At 71.8% G+C, this 14,842-nt stretch carries 11 protein-coding genes and 1 riboswitch; of the genes, 7 read left to right on the top strand and 4 right to left on the bottom strand.

Annotation, left to right across the window (positions count from 1 at the left end; genetic code table 11):
• Positions 1 to 110 precede the first annotated feature (110 nt).
• Together NCG93_RS15100 and NCG93_RS15105 are read left to right on the top strand one after the other, a co-directional pair.
• Positions 111 to 2,336 (top strand): alpha-galactosidase, encoded by a 2,226-nt coding sequence (locus NCG93_RS15100; protein ID WP_194412590.1) that lies wholly within the window; start codon positions 111 to 113, stop codon positions 2,334 to 2,336.
• Between the two features lie 106 nt (positions 2,337 to 2,442).
• Positions 2,443 to 4,923 (top strand): X2-like carbohydrate binding domain-containing protein, encoded by a 2,481-nt coding sequence (locus tag NCG93_RS15105; protein ID WP_194412591.1) that lies wholly within the window; start codon positions 2,443 to 2,445, stop codon positions 4,921 to 4,923.
• 141 nt (positions 4,924 to 5,064) lie between these two features.
• On the opposite strand, the gene NCG93_RS15110 is transcribed toward NCG93_RS15105, so the two are convergent.
• From NCG93_RS15110 to NCG93_RS15120, 3 genes are all read right to left on the bottom strand, one after another.
• On the bottom strand, positions 5,065 to 5,745 hold the full coding sequence (locus NCG93_RS15110) for a FadR/GntR family transcriptional regulator (protein WP_194412592.1): 681 nt from the start codon (positions 5,743 to 5,745) through the stop codon (positions 5,065 to 5,067).
• Positions 5,746 to 5,953: 208 nt separating this feature from the next.
• Positions 5,954 to 6,712, bottom strand: a complete 759-nt coding sequence (locus tag NCG93_RS15115) for an SDR family NAD(P)-dependent oxidoreductase (RefSeq protein WP_194412593.1) — start codon at positions 6,710 to 6,712, stop codon at positions 5,954 to 5,956.
• Complete coding sequence (locus tag NCG93_RS15120; protein WP_194412594.1) at positions 6,709 to 7,569, bottom strand: fumarylacetoacetate hydrolase family protein; 861 nt, start codon at positions 7,567 to 7,569, stop codon at positions 6,709 to 6,711. The genes NCG93_RS15115 and NCG93_RS15120 overlap by 4 nt, the downstream gene beginning before the upstream one ends.
• 134 nt (positions 7,570 to 7,703) lie before the next feature.
• On the opposite strand from NCG93_RS15120, the gene NCG93_RS15125 reads away from it, so the two are divergent.
• A complete protein-coding gene (locus NCG93_RS15125; RefSeq protein ID WP_194412595.1) occupies positions 7,704 to 8,999 on the top strand; it encodes an L-fuconate dehydratase in 1,296 nt (431 codons plus the stop codon).
• Positions 8,986 to 9,963: an aldo/keto reductase gene (locus NCG93_RS15130; RefSeq protein ID WP_194412596.1), complete on the top strand. Its 978-nt coding sequence runs from the start codon at positions 8,986 to 8,988 to the stop codon at positions 9,961 to 9,963. Before NCG93_RS15125 ends, NCG93_RS15130 begins: the two co-directional genes overlap by 14 nt.
• A gap of 15 nt (positions 9,964 to 9,978) precedes the next feature.
• Here NCG93_RS15130 and NCG93_RS20385 read toward each other — a convergent pair whose 3' ends face one another.
• Positions 9,979 to 11,703, bottom strand: a complete 1,725-nt coding sequence (locus tag NCG93_RS20385) for a D-alanyl-D-alanine carboxypeptidase family protein (protein ID WP_194412597.1) — start codon at positions 11,701 to 11,703, stop codon at positions 9,979 to 9,981.
• A 36-nt stretch (positions 11,704 to 11,739) separates the two neighbouring features.
• Positions 11,740 to 11,851: riboswitch (TPP riboswitch) on the top strand.
• Here NCG93_RS20385 and NCG93_RS15140 point away from each other — a divergent pair.
• The 3 genes from NCG93_RS15140 (at position 11,842) to NCG93_RS15150 (ending at position 14,824) form a co-directional block, all read left to right on the top strand.
• The gene (locus NCG93_RS15140) at positions 11,842 to 12,486 is read left to right on the top strand and encodes an ECF transporter S component (protein WP_194412598.1); all 645 of its coding nucleotides are present in this window, start codon (positions 11,842 to 11,844) and stop codon (positions 12,484 to 12,486) included. (Overlaps the previous riboswitch by 10 nt.)
• A 2-nt stretch (positions 12,487 to 12,488) precedes the next feature.
• On the top strand, positions 12,489 to 14,021 hold the full coding sequence (locus NCG93_RS15145; protein ID WP_194412599.1) for an ABC transporter ATP-binding protein: 1,533 nt from the start codon (positions 12,489 to 12,491) through the stop codon (positions 14,019 to 14,021).
• A complete protein-coding gene (locus NCG93_RS15150) occupies positions 14,018 to 14,824 on the top strand; it encodes an energy-coupling factor transporter transmembrane component T family protein (RefSeq protein ID WP_194412600.1) in 807 nt (268 codons plus the stop codon). Before NCG93_RS15145 ends, NCG93_RS15150 begins: the two co-directional genes overlap by 4 nt.
• The last annotated feature ends 18 nt before the right edge of the window (positions 14,825 to 14,842 follow it).

The raw sequence follows: 14,842 nt of genomic DNA on the forward strand, positions 1-14,842 counted from the left end.
GATCTCGAGTGTCCGCAGCGACGACGCCTGCAGACCTCGGATCTTTGCTTGCGACGCCAGCGTAAACGTGATTAATTACCAATGTCAAGAAACTCTATGGAGGAGTTCGAATGGTCAACGGTGAAGGCGCCGTCCAGACGTTGTCGGCCACGAAAGTCGTGCCGGCAGCCGTCCATACGCTGCGAGCGGCAGGGGCGGCGCTGGTCGTGGATCTCGGGGGCGCCATGCCTCGAGTGCTGCACTGGGGCGCCGATCTCGGCGCGCTGGACGCGCCGGGGATCGAGGCGCTGCGTGCGACATCCGTGCCGGCCGTGCTCAACAACGCGCCCGACGTCCCGCGACTCTTCTCGGTGTGGCCGACGGAGCAGGACGGCTGGGCCGGGACGCCCGCACAGGCCGGTCACCGCGGCGGCACCGCGACCACCCCGCGTCCGCGCCTCGTGGACGCTGACACCGAGACCGCATCCGACGGCGGTGGACGCATCGCGCTCCGCTTCGACGATGAGGTGGCCGGCACCCGCGCCCACCTGACCTACCGATTGGATGCTGCGGGCGTGCTGTCGGTCGACCTGTCGGTGGAGAATCCGGCGGAGGCGGCATCCGCGTATCTCGTGGATGGGCTGCGTGCGCTCGTGCCGGTGCCGGACCGTGCCGGGGAGCTGCTGGATTTCACCGGCAAGTGGTGCCGGGAGCGCGCGCCGCAGCGGCTGCCGTTCTCGTTCGGCACGCACGCCCGTCGCGCACGCCGGGGAAAGCCCGGCCACGACACGCCGTTCCTGCTGGTCGCCGGCACGCCGGCCTTCGGCTTCGCGCACGGCGAGCTGTGGGGCGTCCACCTCGCCTGGAGCGGCGACGGCGAGTACCTCGTCGAGCGGCTTCCGGAGGGCGCAGGGGCGCAGTCCCGTGTCATCGGCGCGGGCGAGCTGCTGCGCTCGGGCGAGGTGGTGCTGCAGCCCGGTGAGCGCTATGACGCCCCGACCGTGCTGTTCACATGGTCGGACCGCGGGCTCGACGGGCTCTCGGCCCGGTTCCACCGCCGGCTCCGCGCTCGCCGCGGTCACCCCTCGACCCCGCGACCGCTGGTGCTCAACACCTGGGAGGCGGTGTACTTCGACCACGACCTCGATCGCCTGGTCGAGATCGCCGATCGCGCCGCCGAGGTCGGCGTCGAGCGGATCGTGCTCGACGACGGGTGGTTCCGCGGCCGCCGCGACGCGAACGCCGGGCTCGGCGACTGGCTCGTCGACGAGCGGGTGTGGCCCGACGGGCTGGGGCCGTTCGTCGAGGCCGTGCGCGAGCGCGGCATGCAGTTCGGACTCTGGTTCGAGCCGGAGATGATCAGCCCCGACTCCGAGCTCGCCCGCGATCACCCCGACTGGGTGCTCGCGCCGGGCCAGGGCGCCGGAGCCACCGCCCGCAACCAGCACGTCCTCGACATCGCCAACCCCGACGCCTACGCGCTCGTGCTCGAGCGCATCAGCGCGCTCGTCGCCGAGTACGACATCGACTACCTCAAATGGGACCACAACCGCGACCTCGTCGAGCCCGTCGCGCGTCGCGACGGCGGCGACCGGCCCCTGGTTCGCGAGCAGACCCTCGCCCTGTACCGCCTCCTGGATGAGCTGCGCACCCGCCATCCGCGGCTCGAGATCGAGACGTGCTCGGGCGGCGGCGGTCGCGTCGACCTCGGCATCCTCGACCGCACCGACCGGGTGTGGGCGTCGGACTGCAACGACCCGGTCGAACGCGCCCGCATCGAGCGCTGGACGCGCCTGCTGGTGCCGCCCGAGCTCATCGGCTCGCACCTGGGGGCCCGCCGCTCCCACACCACTTCCCGAGAGACCGACCTGTCGTTCCGGCTCGCGGTGGCCCTCACCGCGCACGCGGGCATCGAGACCGACCTGACGGTGTCGAGCGCCGAAGACCTGCACACCATCACCGCCTGGGCGGCGCTGTACCGGGAGCTGCGCGAGCTCATCCACACCGGCGACGTCGTCAACGCCGACCTCGCCGACGACGCGACCATGCTCACGGGCATCGTCGCGGCGGGCGGGGAGCGGGCGCTGTTCACCTGGACCCGTCTTGCGACGTCCGCCGACGGCCAGAGCGGCCGGGTGCGCTTCCCCGGGCTCGACGCCGGAGCGGTCTACCGCGTGCGCGTGAGGTCCGAGCTCGGCCCGGCCAGCAGGCACGAGGTGTCGGATCCCGACTGGATGCGACTGGCCCTCGACGGTGGCATCGAGCTTCCCGGGTCGGTGCTCGGCGTCGCCGGTGTGCCGCTTCCGACCCTCAATCCGCAGCAGGCGCTGCTGTTCGACGTCGAGAGGCTCGCATGAGCCGCTGACGTCCCCTCCACCTTCTGGGAACCTGCGCGTACAGCGGCCACTGGGGCCTGGGCACGCGCGCGGGGTTCACCGTCGAACCCACCGCAGAGAGGAAACCATGGACACCTACGATCGCCATGCCCGCCGGCCACGCTGGCTCGCGGCATTCGCTGTCAGCGCGCTGACCCTCGGGGTCGGCGCCACGGCGGCGTACGCAGCGCCGCCGGCGGAGGCATCCGTCTCCCCGGCGACGACCGCACCCGCCGCCACGACGCCCGCCGCGACGAAGCCCGCGCCCGACGGAGAGCTCGGCGCCCGCCCCTACATGGGCTGGAGCAGCTACAGCATGCAGGTGTACTCGGGCAGCGGATCCACCTGGATCACCGCCGACCAGATCATCGCCCAGTCCGACGCCATGCACGAGAAGCTGCAGTCGGCGGGGTACGAGTACATCAACATCGACGCCGCGTGGAACGGGGGCACCGACGAGTACGGCCGCCCGACGCCCAGCACGACGCTGTTCCCGAACGGGCTGCAGGCCGTCATCGACCACATCCACGGCAACGGACAGAAGGTCGGGCTCTACGCGATCCCCGGCATCTCGCCCGGCGTGTACGAGGCCGACCTGCCGATCTACGGCGCCCCCGACTGCTCGACGGCCGACATCGTCACGCAGCCGATCCAGCAGGCGGACTACTGGAACATCGGCTACCGCCTCGACTTCGCGAACCCGTGCGCGCAGGCCTACGTGGACTCGATCGCCGACATGTTCGGCGAGTGGGGGATCGACTTCCTCAAGTTCGACAGCGTCACGCCGGGGTCGGGAATCGGCGACCTCTCCCTCGACGCCCGCGACGACGTCGCGGCCTGGTCGCAGGCGCTCAAGCGCAACGGCATCTGGTTCGAGCTCTCCTGGGCGCTCGACATCCGCTATGCCGACTACTGGGCCGAGCACGCCAACGGCTGGCGCGTCGAATGGGACGTCGAGTGCTACTGCGGTGACGAAGCCCTCACCACGTGGGACAACATCGCCCGCCTCTTCCCGCGCGCGGCCGACTGGTGGCGCTTCGCGGGGCCCGACCGCGGCTGGAACGACTTCGATTCGCTCAATGTGGGCAACGGCTCGATGGACGGGCTGACCCGCGACGAGCGGCGCACGGCGACGACCCTCTGGGCGGTCGCGGCCGCGCCGATGTACGTGGGCAACGACCTGACGCGGCTCGACGACTACGGCATCGAGCTGCTGACGAACCCCGAGGTCATCGCGGTGAACCAGGCGGGCCGCCCGGCCCACCCGGTGTCGACGGCGACGAAGCAGCAGACCTGGTACGCGATGAACCCCGACGGCTCGATCACTGTCGCGCTGTTCAACCTCGGTCGCACCGACGCCGACATGAAGGTGTCGTTCGCCGACCTGGGTCTCCAGGGATCCGCGAAGGTGCGCGACCTCTGGGCGCAGAAGAACCTCGGCAGCTTCGACGGCGAGTTCACCGCCGACGACGTCCCGGTGCACGGCACGCGCCTGTTCACCGTCACGCCCGCGAGGGGCGGCGAGATCGCGTTGAACGACGACGATGCCCGCCTGTCGTATGAGGGTGACTGGTCGCGCAACGGCGGCAAGGAGGTCGTTGCGGCCTCGCAGGCGCTGACCGTGTCGTCGTACGACTCGTCGCAGGGCGGGACGGCACCCGAGCCGGGTGCGTCGAACGTGGTGGCCGTCAACGACAGCGACTCGGCGATCGCCTACAGCGGCAACTGGGGGCACAGCACGGGCCGCGGGCTGGGCGATCACCAGGACGACGTGCACTACGGCGAGGCGGACGGCGCGGCGTTCGAGTACACATTCGTCGGGACCGGGATCGACTGGGTGACCGAGACCCACTCGTCGCAGGGAGAGGCCGAGGTCTATCTCGACGGCGTGCTGGTCGACACCGTCGACACGTATCTCGATCCGGCACAGGGTCGTGGCGTGCAGCAGGTGGTGTACAGCGTGCGCGACCTCGCCGACGGCAGCCACACCCTCCGGGTGGTCAAGAAGTCGGGGCAGTTCATGCTGCTGGACCGCCTCGACGTGGTGCAGCAGAGTCTGATCGACGTCGGCGCAGTCGTGTTCGACCGTGCGACGCCCGCGGATGCGACAGTCCACATCCTGCGCGACCCGGGCGAGCTCGACAGCATCTCCCGCGACGGCACCGCCCTGAAGAGCGGGACCGACTACACAGTGGAGGAGGATGCCGTCACCCTCAGCGCGTCGTACCTGTCGACGCTTCCCGACGGCGACACGTCCCTCGAGGTCCGGTTCCGCGGCGACCGGCGCGACGACGTCCACTGGACCGAGGACGACGGCGCGGCTGTCGAGCTGACCTTCCGGGGGACGGCCGTCACGGTGACGGGCCCGGCCGCACCCGACCAGGGCGAGGTCGAGGTCTATCTCGACGGTGCGCTGGTCGAGACCGTCGACCTGCACAGTGCCGCACGGCTCACGCAGCGTGAGGTCTTCTCGCAGGACGGCCTCGGCAAGGGCGAGCACACCCTGCGGCTCGTGAAGGCGTCGGGCGACGTGCTGCGCGTCGACGCCCTGTCATACGTGACCCGCTGACACCGGCCCACGTGAGCCCGGGCGACAGCCTCGCCGCCCGGGCTCACCTGCGGGCACCGCTCACGGGCTCAGCTGCGCCTCCCGCAGCGCGCCGCTCGTCGACATCACGTGCTCTCGGCGAGGGGAGGCAGCCGAACCGCCTCAGGCGCGCTCGCGCGCCTGTCGCAGCCAGCGCTCGATGCCCGCGATGTGCACCTGGGCGATCGAGGTGGCGAGCTCCGTGTCGTGGTCGGCGATCGCGTCCAGGATCGCGCGGTGCTCCGCGAGGGTGCGCTCGACCGCGCCCGCCTGGGTGAGCCCGCGCCACACCCGGGCCCGCACGGTCTGACTGGTCAGGCTGTCCAGCAGGCTCGCGAGGTAGTCGTTGCCGGCGAGCCGGGCGATGGCGCTGTGGAAGCGCACGTCGTGCTCGACCAGGGACTCGATGTCGGTGTCGGGCGCGACACCGCTGATCTCGGCATCCAGCCGTTCGATGTCGTCGTCGCCGGCCTGCTGCGCCGCCAGGCCCGTCGCGTGCGACTCGAGCACGCGGCGCACGGCGAAGATCTCGAGCAGCGAGTCGTCGTCGTGGAGATCGACGACGAACGAGATGGCCTCGAGCAGCAGCTTGGGCTCGAGGCTCGTGACGTACGTGCCGTCGCCGCGCCGCACATCGAGCACCCGGATGACCTCGAGCGCCTTGACGGCCTCGCGCATCGAGCTGCGTGAGAGCCCGAGGCGCTCGGCCAGATCCTTCTCCGGGGGAAGGCGCGAGCCGGGAACCAGCTCGCCGCGCACGATCATGCCCTTGATCTTCTCGATCGCTTCGTCGGTGACGGCCACGCGCCCATCATAGACATCGGATGTCAGGCGCGAACGGATGCTGCCACCGCCGCGCGTCCGCAGAACGATCCGGACCCGCCGGTCCTGGAGGCGACGCGACCTCCGCGCGGCCGGCAGATGTCGCCCACGAAGCGGGACCCGGTCCGCCGCTCCGACCTTTCGGCCGTCGGCGGACCGAGCCCCGGCATCCCTGATGTGCTCGTCGGGGCTAGGAGCCGGCGGGGCGGAGGCGCAGCGGCGACATCCCGCCGTCCACCTCGACGTAGGTGCCCGTCGTCGATCCGGCGCGCGGGCTGACGAGGTAGAGCACGGCGCCGGCGACCTCGTCGGCGGACACCAGGCGCCCGTGCGGCTGACGGGCCTCGAGGGCCGCCCGCTCGGCGGCCGGATCCGGCGCGCTGGCGAGCAGACGCCCGATCCACGGGGTGTCGGCGGTACCCGGGTTGACGGCGTTGACGCGGATGCCCTCGCGCAGGTGGTCGGCCGCCATCGCCCTCGTGAGCGACAGCACCGCCCCCTTCGACGCGCTGTACAGCGCGCGCTGCGGCAGGCCCGCGGTCGCGGCGATCGACGAGGTGTTGCAGATCGCTGCGGCCGGCGACTGCCGCAACCATGGCAGCGCGGCGGCGCTCACGCGCGCGATGCCGGTGACGTTGATCGACAGCACACGCGCCCACTCGTCGTCGTCGTTCGCGGCGACGTCGCCCTGGGCGCCGATGCCGGCGTTGTTGACGAGGATGTCCATGCGCCCGAACCGCTCGGCGACCGCGGCGATCGCGGCGTCGACGCCGGCGCGATCCGACACGTCGGCGGCGAAGGCGGCGAACCGGGGGTCGGCGCCCGAGGTGTCGCGATCGAGCACAGCGACGTCGGCGCCCTCATCGGCCAGCGCGTTCGCGATCGCGGCGCCGATGCCCGATGCGCCGCCGGTGACGACGGCGACGAGTCCGTCGAGCTGTCCGCTCATCGTCCTGCCTCCCACGCCACGAACTCCTGGCGCTGCGCACCCAGGCCGCCGATCTCGATGTCGACGATGTCGCCGGCCCGGAGATACGGGAACCTGCCGCCGAACGCCACGCCCTGCGGAGTGCCCGTCAGGATGAGATCGCCGGGCTCGAGGGTCACGAACTGGGAGAGGTGGTGCACGATCGTGCGCACGTCGAAGATCATGTCGCTCGTGTTCGAGTGCTGACGGGGCTCGCCGTTCACGAAGCTCTTCAGCTCGAGATTCTGCGCGTCGACCTCGTCGGGGGTGACCAGCCAGGGTCCCGTGGGATTGAAGCCGTACGCGATCTTGCCCTTCGACCACTGCCCGCCCGAGACCTCCATCTGGAACGTGCGCTCCGAGACGTCGTTGGCGACGACGTAGCCGGCGATGTGCGCGTCGACCTCGTCGACGCTGTCGAGGTACGCGGTACGGCGACCGATCACGACGCCGAGCTCCACCTCCCAGTCCGTCTTCTCGCTGCCCCGAGGGATCGTCACGGTGTCGTTCGGCCCGACGACGGTGTTCGGGGTCTTCAAGAAGATGATGGGCACGGTCGGGGGCTCGGCGCCGGACTCGCGCGCGTGCGCCGCGTAGTTCTGGCCGATGCAGATGACCGCGCTCGGCCGCGCGATGGGGGCGCCGATGCGGAGGCCGTCGGCGTCGGGCAGCTCGGGCAGCAGTCCTGCGGCGATGGCGGCGGACGTGCGGCCGACGGGATCGTCCGCGAGGAACCGGCCGTCGACGTCGGATGTGAGCGGGCGCAGATCGAGGCGACGATCGCCGTCGAGGACGACAGGGATCTCGCTACCGGACTCGCCGAGGCGCGCGAACTTCATTGCTCTCCTGGATTCTCCATGCGGGGTGGCGTCGATGCCGCCGCGGCCCGCGGGCGTGATTGACAGTATAGACATCGGATGTTTACACTGCGAGCGGTTCCACTTCGGACCGCGAAACTGCAGGAGACCGCCCCGTGAGCCGCATCGTCGCCCTCGAGACGACAGACATCCGATTCCCCACGTCGCTCAGCCTGGACGGCTCGGACGCGATGAATCCCGATCCCGACTACTCCGCCGCCTACGTGCGCATCGTGACCAGCAGCGCCGACGGCATCGACGGGCATGCCTTCGTCTTCACCATCGGCCGGGGCAACGACGTGCAGGTCGCAGCCCTCGACGCCCTTGCGGGGCACCTCGTCGGCCGTGAGCTGGAGCCGCTCCTCGACGATATGGGTGCGACGAACCGCGAGCTCATCGGCGACTCGCAGCTGCGCTGGCTCGGCCCGGAGAAGGGCGTCATGCACATGGCGATCGGTGCGGTGGTGAACGCCTTGTGGGATATCAAGGCCAAGCGCGCCGGGCTGCCGCTCTGGCAGCTGCTCTCGCGCATGAGCCCCGAAGAGATCGTCGCCCTCGTCGACTTCCGCTACCTCACCAACGCCCTCACACCCGAGGACGCGCTGCAGATCCTCCGGGACGCAGAGCCTGGCCGAGCGGTCAGGGAGCAGGAGCTCCTCGCCACGGGCTTCCCGGCTTACACGACCAGCCCCGGCTGGCTCGGCTACTCGGACGAGAAGCTCGCGCGGCTGTGCCGCGAGGCGATCGCCGACGGCTTCGGTCAGATCAAGCTCAAGGTGGGCGCCGACCTCGATGACGACATCCGCCGCCTCCGCGTCGCCCGCGAGGTGTGCGGTCCTGACTTCCCGATCGCGATCGACGCGAATCAGCGCTGGGAGGTGTCGGAGGCGATCGCGTGGGTCAACGCGCTCGCAGAGTTCGGCATCGCCTGGATCGAGGAGCCCACGAGCCCCGACGACGTGCTCGGCCACGCCGAGATCGCCCGGGGTGTCGCGCCGGTGCGCGTGGCGACGGGCGAGCACGCGCAGAACCGCGTGATCTTCAAGCAGCTGCTGCAGGCGGACGCCCTGGCGGTCATGCAGATCGACGCCGCGCGCGTCGGCGGAGTCAACGAGAACATCGCGAACCTGCTGCTCGCGGCCAAGTTCGGCGTGCCGGTGTGCCCACACGCCGGCGGCGTGGGGCTGTGCGAGGCGGTGCAGCACCTGTCGATGTTCGACTTCGTGGCGGTCAGCGGCAGCCTCGACGGTCGCATGATCGAGTACGTCGACCACCTGCACGAGCATTTCGTCGTGCCGACCGACGTGCAGGGCGGCGCCTATCGTGCCCCGCTCGCGCCGGGGATCGGCATGGAGATGAAGGCGGCCAGCCGTGCCGCGTACCAGTTCGGGAGCTCGGATGCCGCTGCCTGACGCCCGCGGTGGCCACACCCCTGCCCTGACGCGCCTCGGCTACGGCGCGGCCAACGTCGGCAACCTGTTCCGGGAACTCACCGACGATCAGGCCTGGGCCATCCTCGATGCGGCCTGGGACAGCGGCATCCGCTACTTCGACACCGCCCCCCACTACGGGCTCGGCCTCTCGGAGCGGCGGCTCGGCGCGTTCCTGCAGACCAAGCCCCGCGACGAGTTCGTGATCTCCACGAAGGCCGGGCGCCTGCTTCGTCCGAACCCCGACGACGACGGCGGTCTCGACCTCGCCGCGGACTTCCACGTCCGCACGACGCTGCGCCGTGAGTGGGACTTCTCGGCCGACGGCATCCGCGCGAGCCTCGACGCGTCGCTCGAGCGCCTCGGGCTCGACAGGGTCGACATCCTCTATCTCCACGACCCGGAGCGGCACGACCTCGACCTCGCCCTGCGGGAGGCGTTCCCGGCGCTCGAGCAGCTTCGCGCGGACGGCGCGCTCGACGCGGTCGGCATCGGCTCGATGACCGCGGACGCACTCGCCGCCGCCGTGCGCGGCGCCGACCTCGACCTCATCATGATCGCGGGCCGCTACACGCTGCTCGAGCAGCCCGCCGCCGACGAGGTGCTGCCGGCGTGCCATGCGCGCGGCACCGGGGTGGTCGCCGCATCCGTCTTCAATTCCGGGCTGCTGGCGAAGGACGAGCCTTCGCGCGACGACCGGTACGAGTACGGACGGATGCCGGAGCCGCTGTGGGAGCGGCTGCAGCGCGTCGTCGCGGTGTGTCGTGCCCACGACGTGCCGCTGCCGGCGGCGGCGGTGCAGTTCGCGCTGCGCGAGACGGCCGTGCGCTCGGTCGTCGTGGGCGGGAGCCGCCCCGAGCAGCTGCGCCGGAACGGCGAGCTGATGGCGCTCCCCATTCCCGACGCGATGTGGGACGACCTGGCCGCGGAGGGCCTCATCCGCTGACCGAGCGGCGTGGCGTCAGTCGTTGAGACCGAACAGGTCCAGCGGGTGCGTGAGGCGCCACCAGGGCGACGGGTCGGTGATGTCGTCGGCGAGCTGCAGGTCGACGACGGTGTCGTCGAGGGGGCCGGTGACGCTGAGCGAGCCGACGACGTCGCCGGCGTCACGGTGGTCGCCGAGGTCGTAGGTCGTGGCCACGGTGCCCGAGCCGCCGTTCCACAGGATCACCGCGGCGTCGCCGGAGGTGACGATGTCGACCTCGTCGCCCCACAGGGTCTCCACCTGGCCGGCGACGGTGTTCGCCGTCACCGAGGGCTTCAGCTGCAGCTCGGCCTCGAGCTGTGCGTAGATCGCACGCGACGCCGCGAGCCGCGCCTCGTCGTCGGGCTGCCCGAGCACTGAGGCGTACAGGCGCACCGTCGTGTCGCCGATCGTGACGTCTTTCGCGGACAGCACGTTCCAGGCATCCAGCGTCCCGGTCTTCACTCCCACGACGCCCGGGTCGGCGAGCAGTCCGTTGGTGTTCTCGACGTGCCCGGCACCGGGCAGATCGATCGACTGCTTCGCGACGACCTCGGCGATGACCGGGTTCGCGAGGGCCTTCTGCGCCAGCACCACGAGCGCCTCGGGACTCGCGGCGTTGCGCGGGTCCATTCCGGTCGGCTCGTAGACCGTGACGCCGGGCACGCCGTGCCCCGAGAGCCAGGCCGCGGCCGCCGACGCGTACACCGCGTCGGACGGCCAGAGGCTCTGCGCGAGACGGTCGGCGTAGTTGTTCGCCGAGCCGACGAGCATGCCCTCGAGCATCTGGTACTCGGTGAGCGAGCCGCCGGCGGGCACGTTCATGGCCGACTCGCCGTTGCTGAGGTACTGCCAGTAGCGGGAGCGGTCGGCAGAGGTGAAGCGGAACTCGGGGCCCTGCTCGCCCACCGCGAGGGGCATCTCCTCGAGGACGACCAGCGCGGTCACGACCTTGGTGATGCTGGCGATCGAGTCGGGATCGGCCGTGGTCGCGAGCGTGCCCGGGATGCCGGCGACCGCCTCGGCCGCACTGCCCTGTGCCGGCCACACCGGCGCGGCAGCCGGCGCCGCGACCGGCTGCACCTCCATGGCGGTGACCGTGGGCGCGACGGCGTGGAGCGGCCAGAGCAGCGTGGTCGCGGCATACGCGCCGAGCACGGCTGCGATCGCGACGGTGGGAACGATGACGCCGGCACGCAGCGGCGAGCGCCGAGGAGCGTCGGAGAGCAGGTCCGCGTCGACGGTGACGTAGGAGGTGGCGGCGGCAGCGAGGTCGCCGGGTGCCGCGCCGAGTCCGATCGCGGTGTCGTCGAGCCAGCCCAGCGCGGTGCGTCCGCTGCTCGCCGGGGGCAGGGGGTCGTCGGCACCGGGGACCTCGGCGAGTGTGTCGAGGTTCGCGGGATCCCACGTGGCGACGGGGACCGATGGCTCAGGGAGCAACCCCGGGATCACGGGTGCGCGCTGCGGTGCGGCGTCGAACGACGGCATCGTCGGCGCGATCGCGGCGGGACCGTCATGGAGCGGCACCGTGGCGATCGTCGGCGCGACGGCGGGCACATCCACGGGGGCGGTGCTGCTGGCCGGGTGGACGGTGTCGGTCTCGCCGGTGGCTACGGTGAGGATGCCGCCCTCCGACCCCTCGGCCGTGGCGGGGGTCGACACGGCACCGGTCTGCGCCCGACGCGCGCGGCGCGTGGGGACAGGGGTGTCGTCCGGAGTCACCCACCCAAAATACCCGCCTTCGCGGCGGTATACTGACGCCACAACCACGGGAGTCCGGTGAGCCGGGCTGAGAGGAAGCGATCCACGCTTCGACCGTCGAACCTGATCCGGATCATGCCGGCGCAGGGAGGAGTTCACATGCACACGTCCACGTCCGCATCCACCCCCGTTGCGGCCCCTTCGACGAGCACCCGCAGCCTGCGCTGGCGGGTCGTCGACATCGTCGTCGCCGCCGTCCTCGGTGTCGCCATCGGTCTCGTCTTCTGGGCCTGGAACACGGTGGGCTACGCCTGGTTCACCGCGATGGACGGCCTCACGCCCGGCCTCGGCGGTCTCGCCGTCGGCATCTGGCTGATCGGCGGCGTGATCGGCGGCCTCGTGATCCGCAAGCCCGGCGCCGCTCTGCTGGTCGAGGTGATCGCCGCGATCGTCTCGATGCTCATCGGCAATGTGTGGGGCGTGTCGACCCTGCTGTCCGGGCTGGTGCAGGGCCTCGGCGCCGAGCTGATCTTCGCGCTCTTCCTCTACCGCCGCTTCACGCTGCCGGTTGCGATGCTCGCCGGCGCGGGCGCGGCCGCCGGCGCCTGGGTGTTCGAGCTGTTCTACGGCAGCTCGCCCAACATCCTCAAGACGCTCGAGTTCAACACGATCTATCTCGTGTCGCTCATCGTCTCGGGCGCCCTGCTCGCCGGTGTCGTCGGCTGGCTCGCCGTGCGGGCGCTGGCAGCCACGGGCGCGCTCAACCGCTTCGCGGCAGGACGCGAAGCGCGCCGCGAGGTCTGACGATGCCGGCGACCGGTCCGGCCCGCATCACGGCGGCCGGCTGGGGGTGGCGCTACGCGGGGCGGCGCGCGCCCGCGATCCGCGACGTCTCGTTCACCATCGAGCCGGGGGAGCGCGTGCTGCTGCTCGGCGCCTCGGGCGCCGGCAAGTCGACCCTCCTCGCCGGCATGGCGGGCCTGCTCGGCGGCGCCGACGAAGGCGACGAGACCGGCTCGCTCCTCGTCGACGGCGCGCGTGCCGAGGCGCAGCGCGGGCGCGTCGGGCTCGTGCTGCAGGATCCCGACTCCGGGGTCGTGCTGTCGAAGGTCGGCGACGACGTGGCCTTCGGCTGCGAGAACCTCGGGGTGCCGGCCGCCGAGATCCCGGCGCGCGTCGCCGAGGCGCTCGACGCGGTGGGGCTCGCGGTGCCCCTCGCGCGGCCGACCAAGGCGCTCTCCGGCGGTCAGAAGCAGCGTCTCGCGCTCGCCGGGGTGCTGGCCATGCGCCCGGGCGTGCTGCTGCTCGATGAGCCGACGGCGAACCTCGACCCCGACGGCGTCCGCGAGGTGCGCGCGAGCATCGAGCACGCCGTCGCCGAGACCGGGGCGACCCTCGTGGTGATCGAGCACCGCACCGCCGTGTGGGCCGACCTGATGGACCGCGTGCTCGTCGTCGGCTCCGACGGCGGGCTGCTCGCCGACGGCCCTCCGGCCGAGGTGTTCGCGCGCCACGGCGCGGCGCTCGCCGCGGCGGGCGTGTGGGTGCCCGGTCGCCCGGTCGAGCTGCCGGCCCTGCCCGCGGCGCCGGCCGACGCCGTGGCGGCGGTGGCGGCATCCGCTCTCTCGATCTCTCGCGACGGACGCACTGTCGTGCGGGCCGGGCTCGACCTCACCGTGCCGCGCGGCGCGGCGACGGTGATCACGGGCCCGAACGGCGCCGGCAAGTCCACGCTCGCGCTCACCCTCGCCGGGCTGCTGCCCGAGGCGGCGGGCGAAGTGGTCGCTGCGGTCGAGCTCGCCGGCCGCGCGGGCCGCCGGCCGTCGCGCTGGACGTCCCGCGAGCTGCTCACGCGCATCGGGACGGTGTTCCAGGAGCCGGAGCACCAGTTCCTCGCCTCGACCGTGCGCGACGAGCTCGCGATCGGGCCGCGGTCGCGCGGTGTCGACGCCGCCGCGATCGACGCGATCGTCGGCGAACTGCTCGAGCGCCTGCACCTCGCACCGCTGGCAGGCGCCAACCCGTTCACGCTGTCGGGTGGGCAGAAGCGGCGGCTCTCGGTCGCGACCGTGCTCGCCGACGCGCCGCCGATCATCGTGCTCGACGAGCCCACGTTCGGACAGGACCGCCGCGGCTGGATCGAGCTCGTGCAGCTGCTGCAGTCCGAGATCGCCGCAGGCACCACCGTCGTCGCCGTCACACACGACGAGGACGTGCTGCACCACCTCGGCGGCCACCGCATCGACCTCGGCGCCGGTCCTTCGCTCCCCGCGACCCCCCTCGACGCGCCGGGGCGGGTGCGGCCGAGGCCGGTCCGGCCGGTGGGGGTGCGATCGTGACCGCCGTCGACGCGCGGGCCGGAGCTGAGGACGTCGAGACCGAGGGGTCGGCGTGGCTGGACGGCGTCAACCCCGTCACCAAGATCGTGCTCGCACTGCTGCTGTCGGTGCCGCTGCTCGCGTCGATCGACGTCACGAGCGCCCTGGTGGCCATCGCACTTCAGCTCCTGTGCATCCCGCTGACGGGCCTCGGTGCCCTGACGGTGCTGAAGCGGATGCTGCCCATCCTCGTCTTCGCGCCGATCGCGGGTGTCAGCATGCTGCTGTACGCCGAACCCGGCGGAACCGTCTACTGGTCGTTCTGGTACGCCACGATCAGCGACGACTCGATCGCGCTGGCGGTCGCGGTGTGCGTCCGTGTGCTCGCCCTCGCGCTGCCGACGATCCTGCTGTTCGGCCGCACCGACCCCACCGAGCTCGCCGATGCCCTGGCCCAGGTCGCCAAGCTGCCCAGCCGCTTCGTTCTCGGGGTGCTCGCCGGCACCCGCACGCTCGGGCTCTTCCTCGACGACTGGCGCAGCATGGGCCTCGCGCGCCGCGCGCGCGGAGTGGGCGACAGCGGTGCGATCCGGCGCTTCTTCTCGATGGCGTTCGTGCTGCTCGTGTTCGCCGTGCGACGCGGCACCAAGCTGGCGATGGCGATGGAGGCGCGCGGCTTCGGCTCCGGCATCCCGCGCACGTGGTCACGTCCCTCGCGGCTGCACCCTCGCGACCTGGTCGCCCTGCTGGGCGCCGCGGCGATCATGGCGCTGGCGATCGCCGCCGCGGTGGCAGCGGGCACCTTCCGCTTCGTCTGGTCCTGACTCCGGTCCGGCCGCCGC

It is taken from the genome of Microbacterium yannicii (assembly GCF_024055635.1).
Lineage (GTDB): Bacteria > Actinomycetota > Actinomycetes > Actinomycetales > Microbacteriaceae > Microbacterium > Microbacterium yannicii.

What these genes read in the sequence shown, in the direction of transcription:
- NCG93_RS15100 (WP_194412590.1), top strand. Translation starts at nt 111, where the DNA reads ATGGTCAACGGTGAAGGCGCCGTCCAGACGTTGTCGGCCACGAAAGTC.
- NCG93_RS15140 (WP_194412598.1), top strand. Translation starts at nt 11,842, where the DNA reads ATGCACACGTCCACGTCCGCATCCACCCCCGTTGCGGCCCCTTCGACG.
- NCG93_RS15105 (WP_194412591.1), top strand. Translation starts at nt 2,443, where the DNA reads ATGGACACCTACGATCGCCATGCCCGCCGGCCACGCTGGCTCGCGGCA.
- NCG93_RS15130 (WP_194412596.1), top strand. Translation starts at nt 8,986, where the DNA reads ATGCCGCTGCCTGACGCCCGCGGTGGCCACACCCCTGCCCTGACGCGC.
- NCG93_RS15115 (WP_194412593.1), bottom strand. Translation starts at nt 6,712, where the DNA reads ATGAGCGGACAGCTCGACGGACTCGTCGCCGTCGTCACCGGCGGCGCA.
- NCG93_RS15145 (WP_194412599.1), top strand. Translation starts at nt 12,489, where the DNA reads ATGCCGGCGACCGGTCCGGCCCGCATCACGGCGGCCGGCTGGGGGTGG.
- NCG93_RS15120 (WP_194412594.1), bottom strand. Translation starts at nt 7,569, where the DNA reads ATGAAGTTCGCGCGCCTCGGCGAGTCCGGTAGCGAGATCCCTGTCGTC.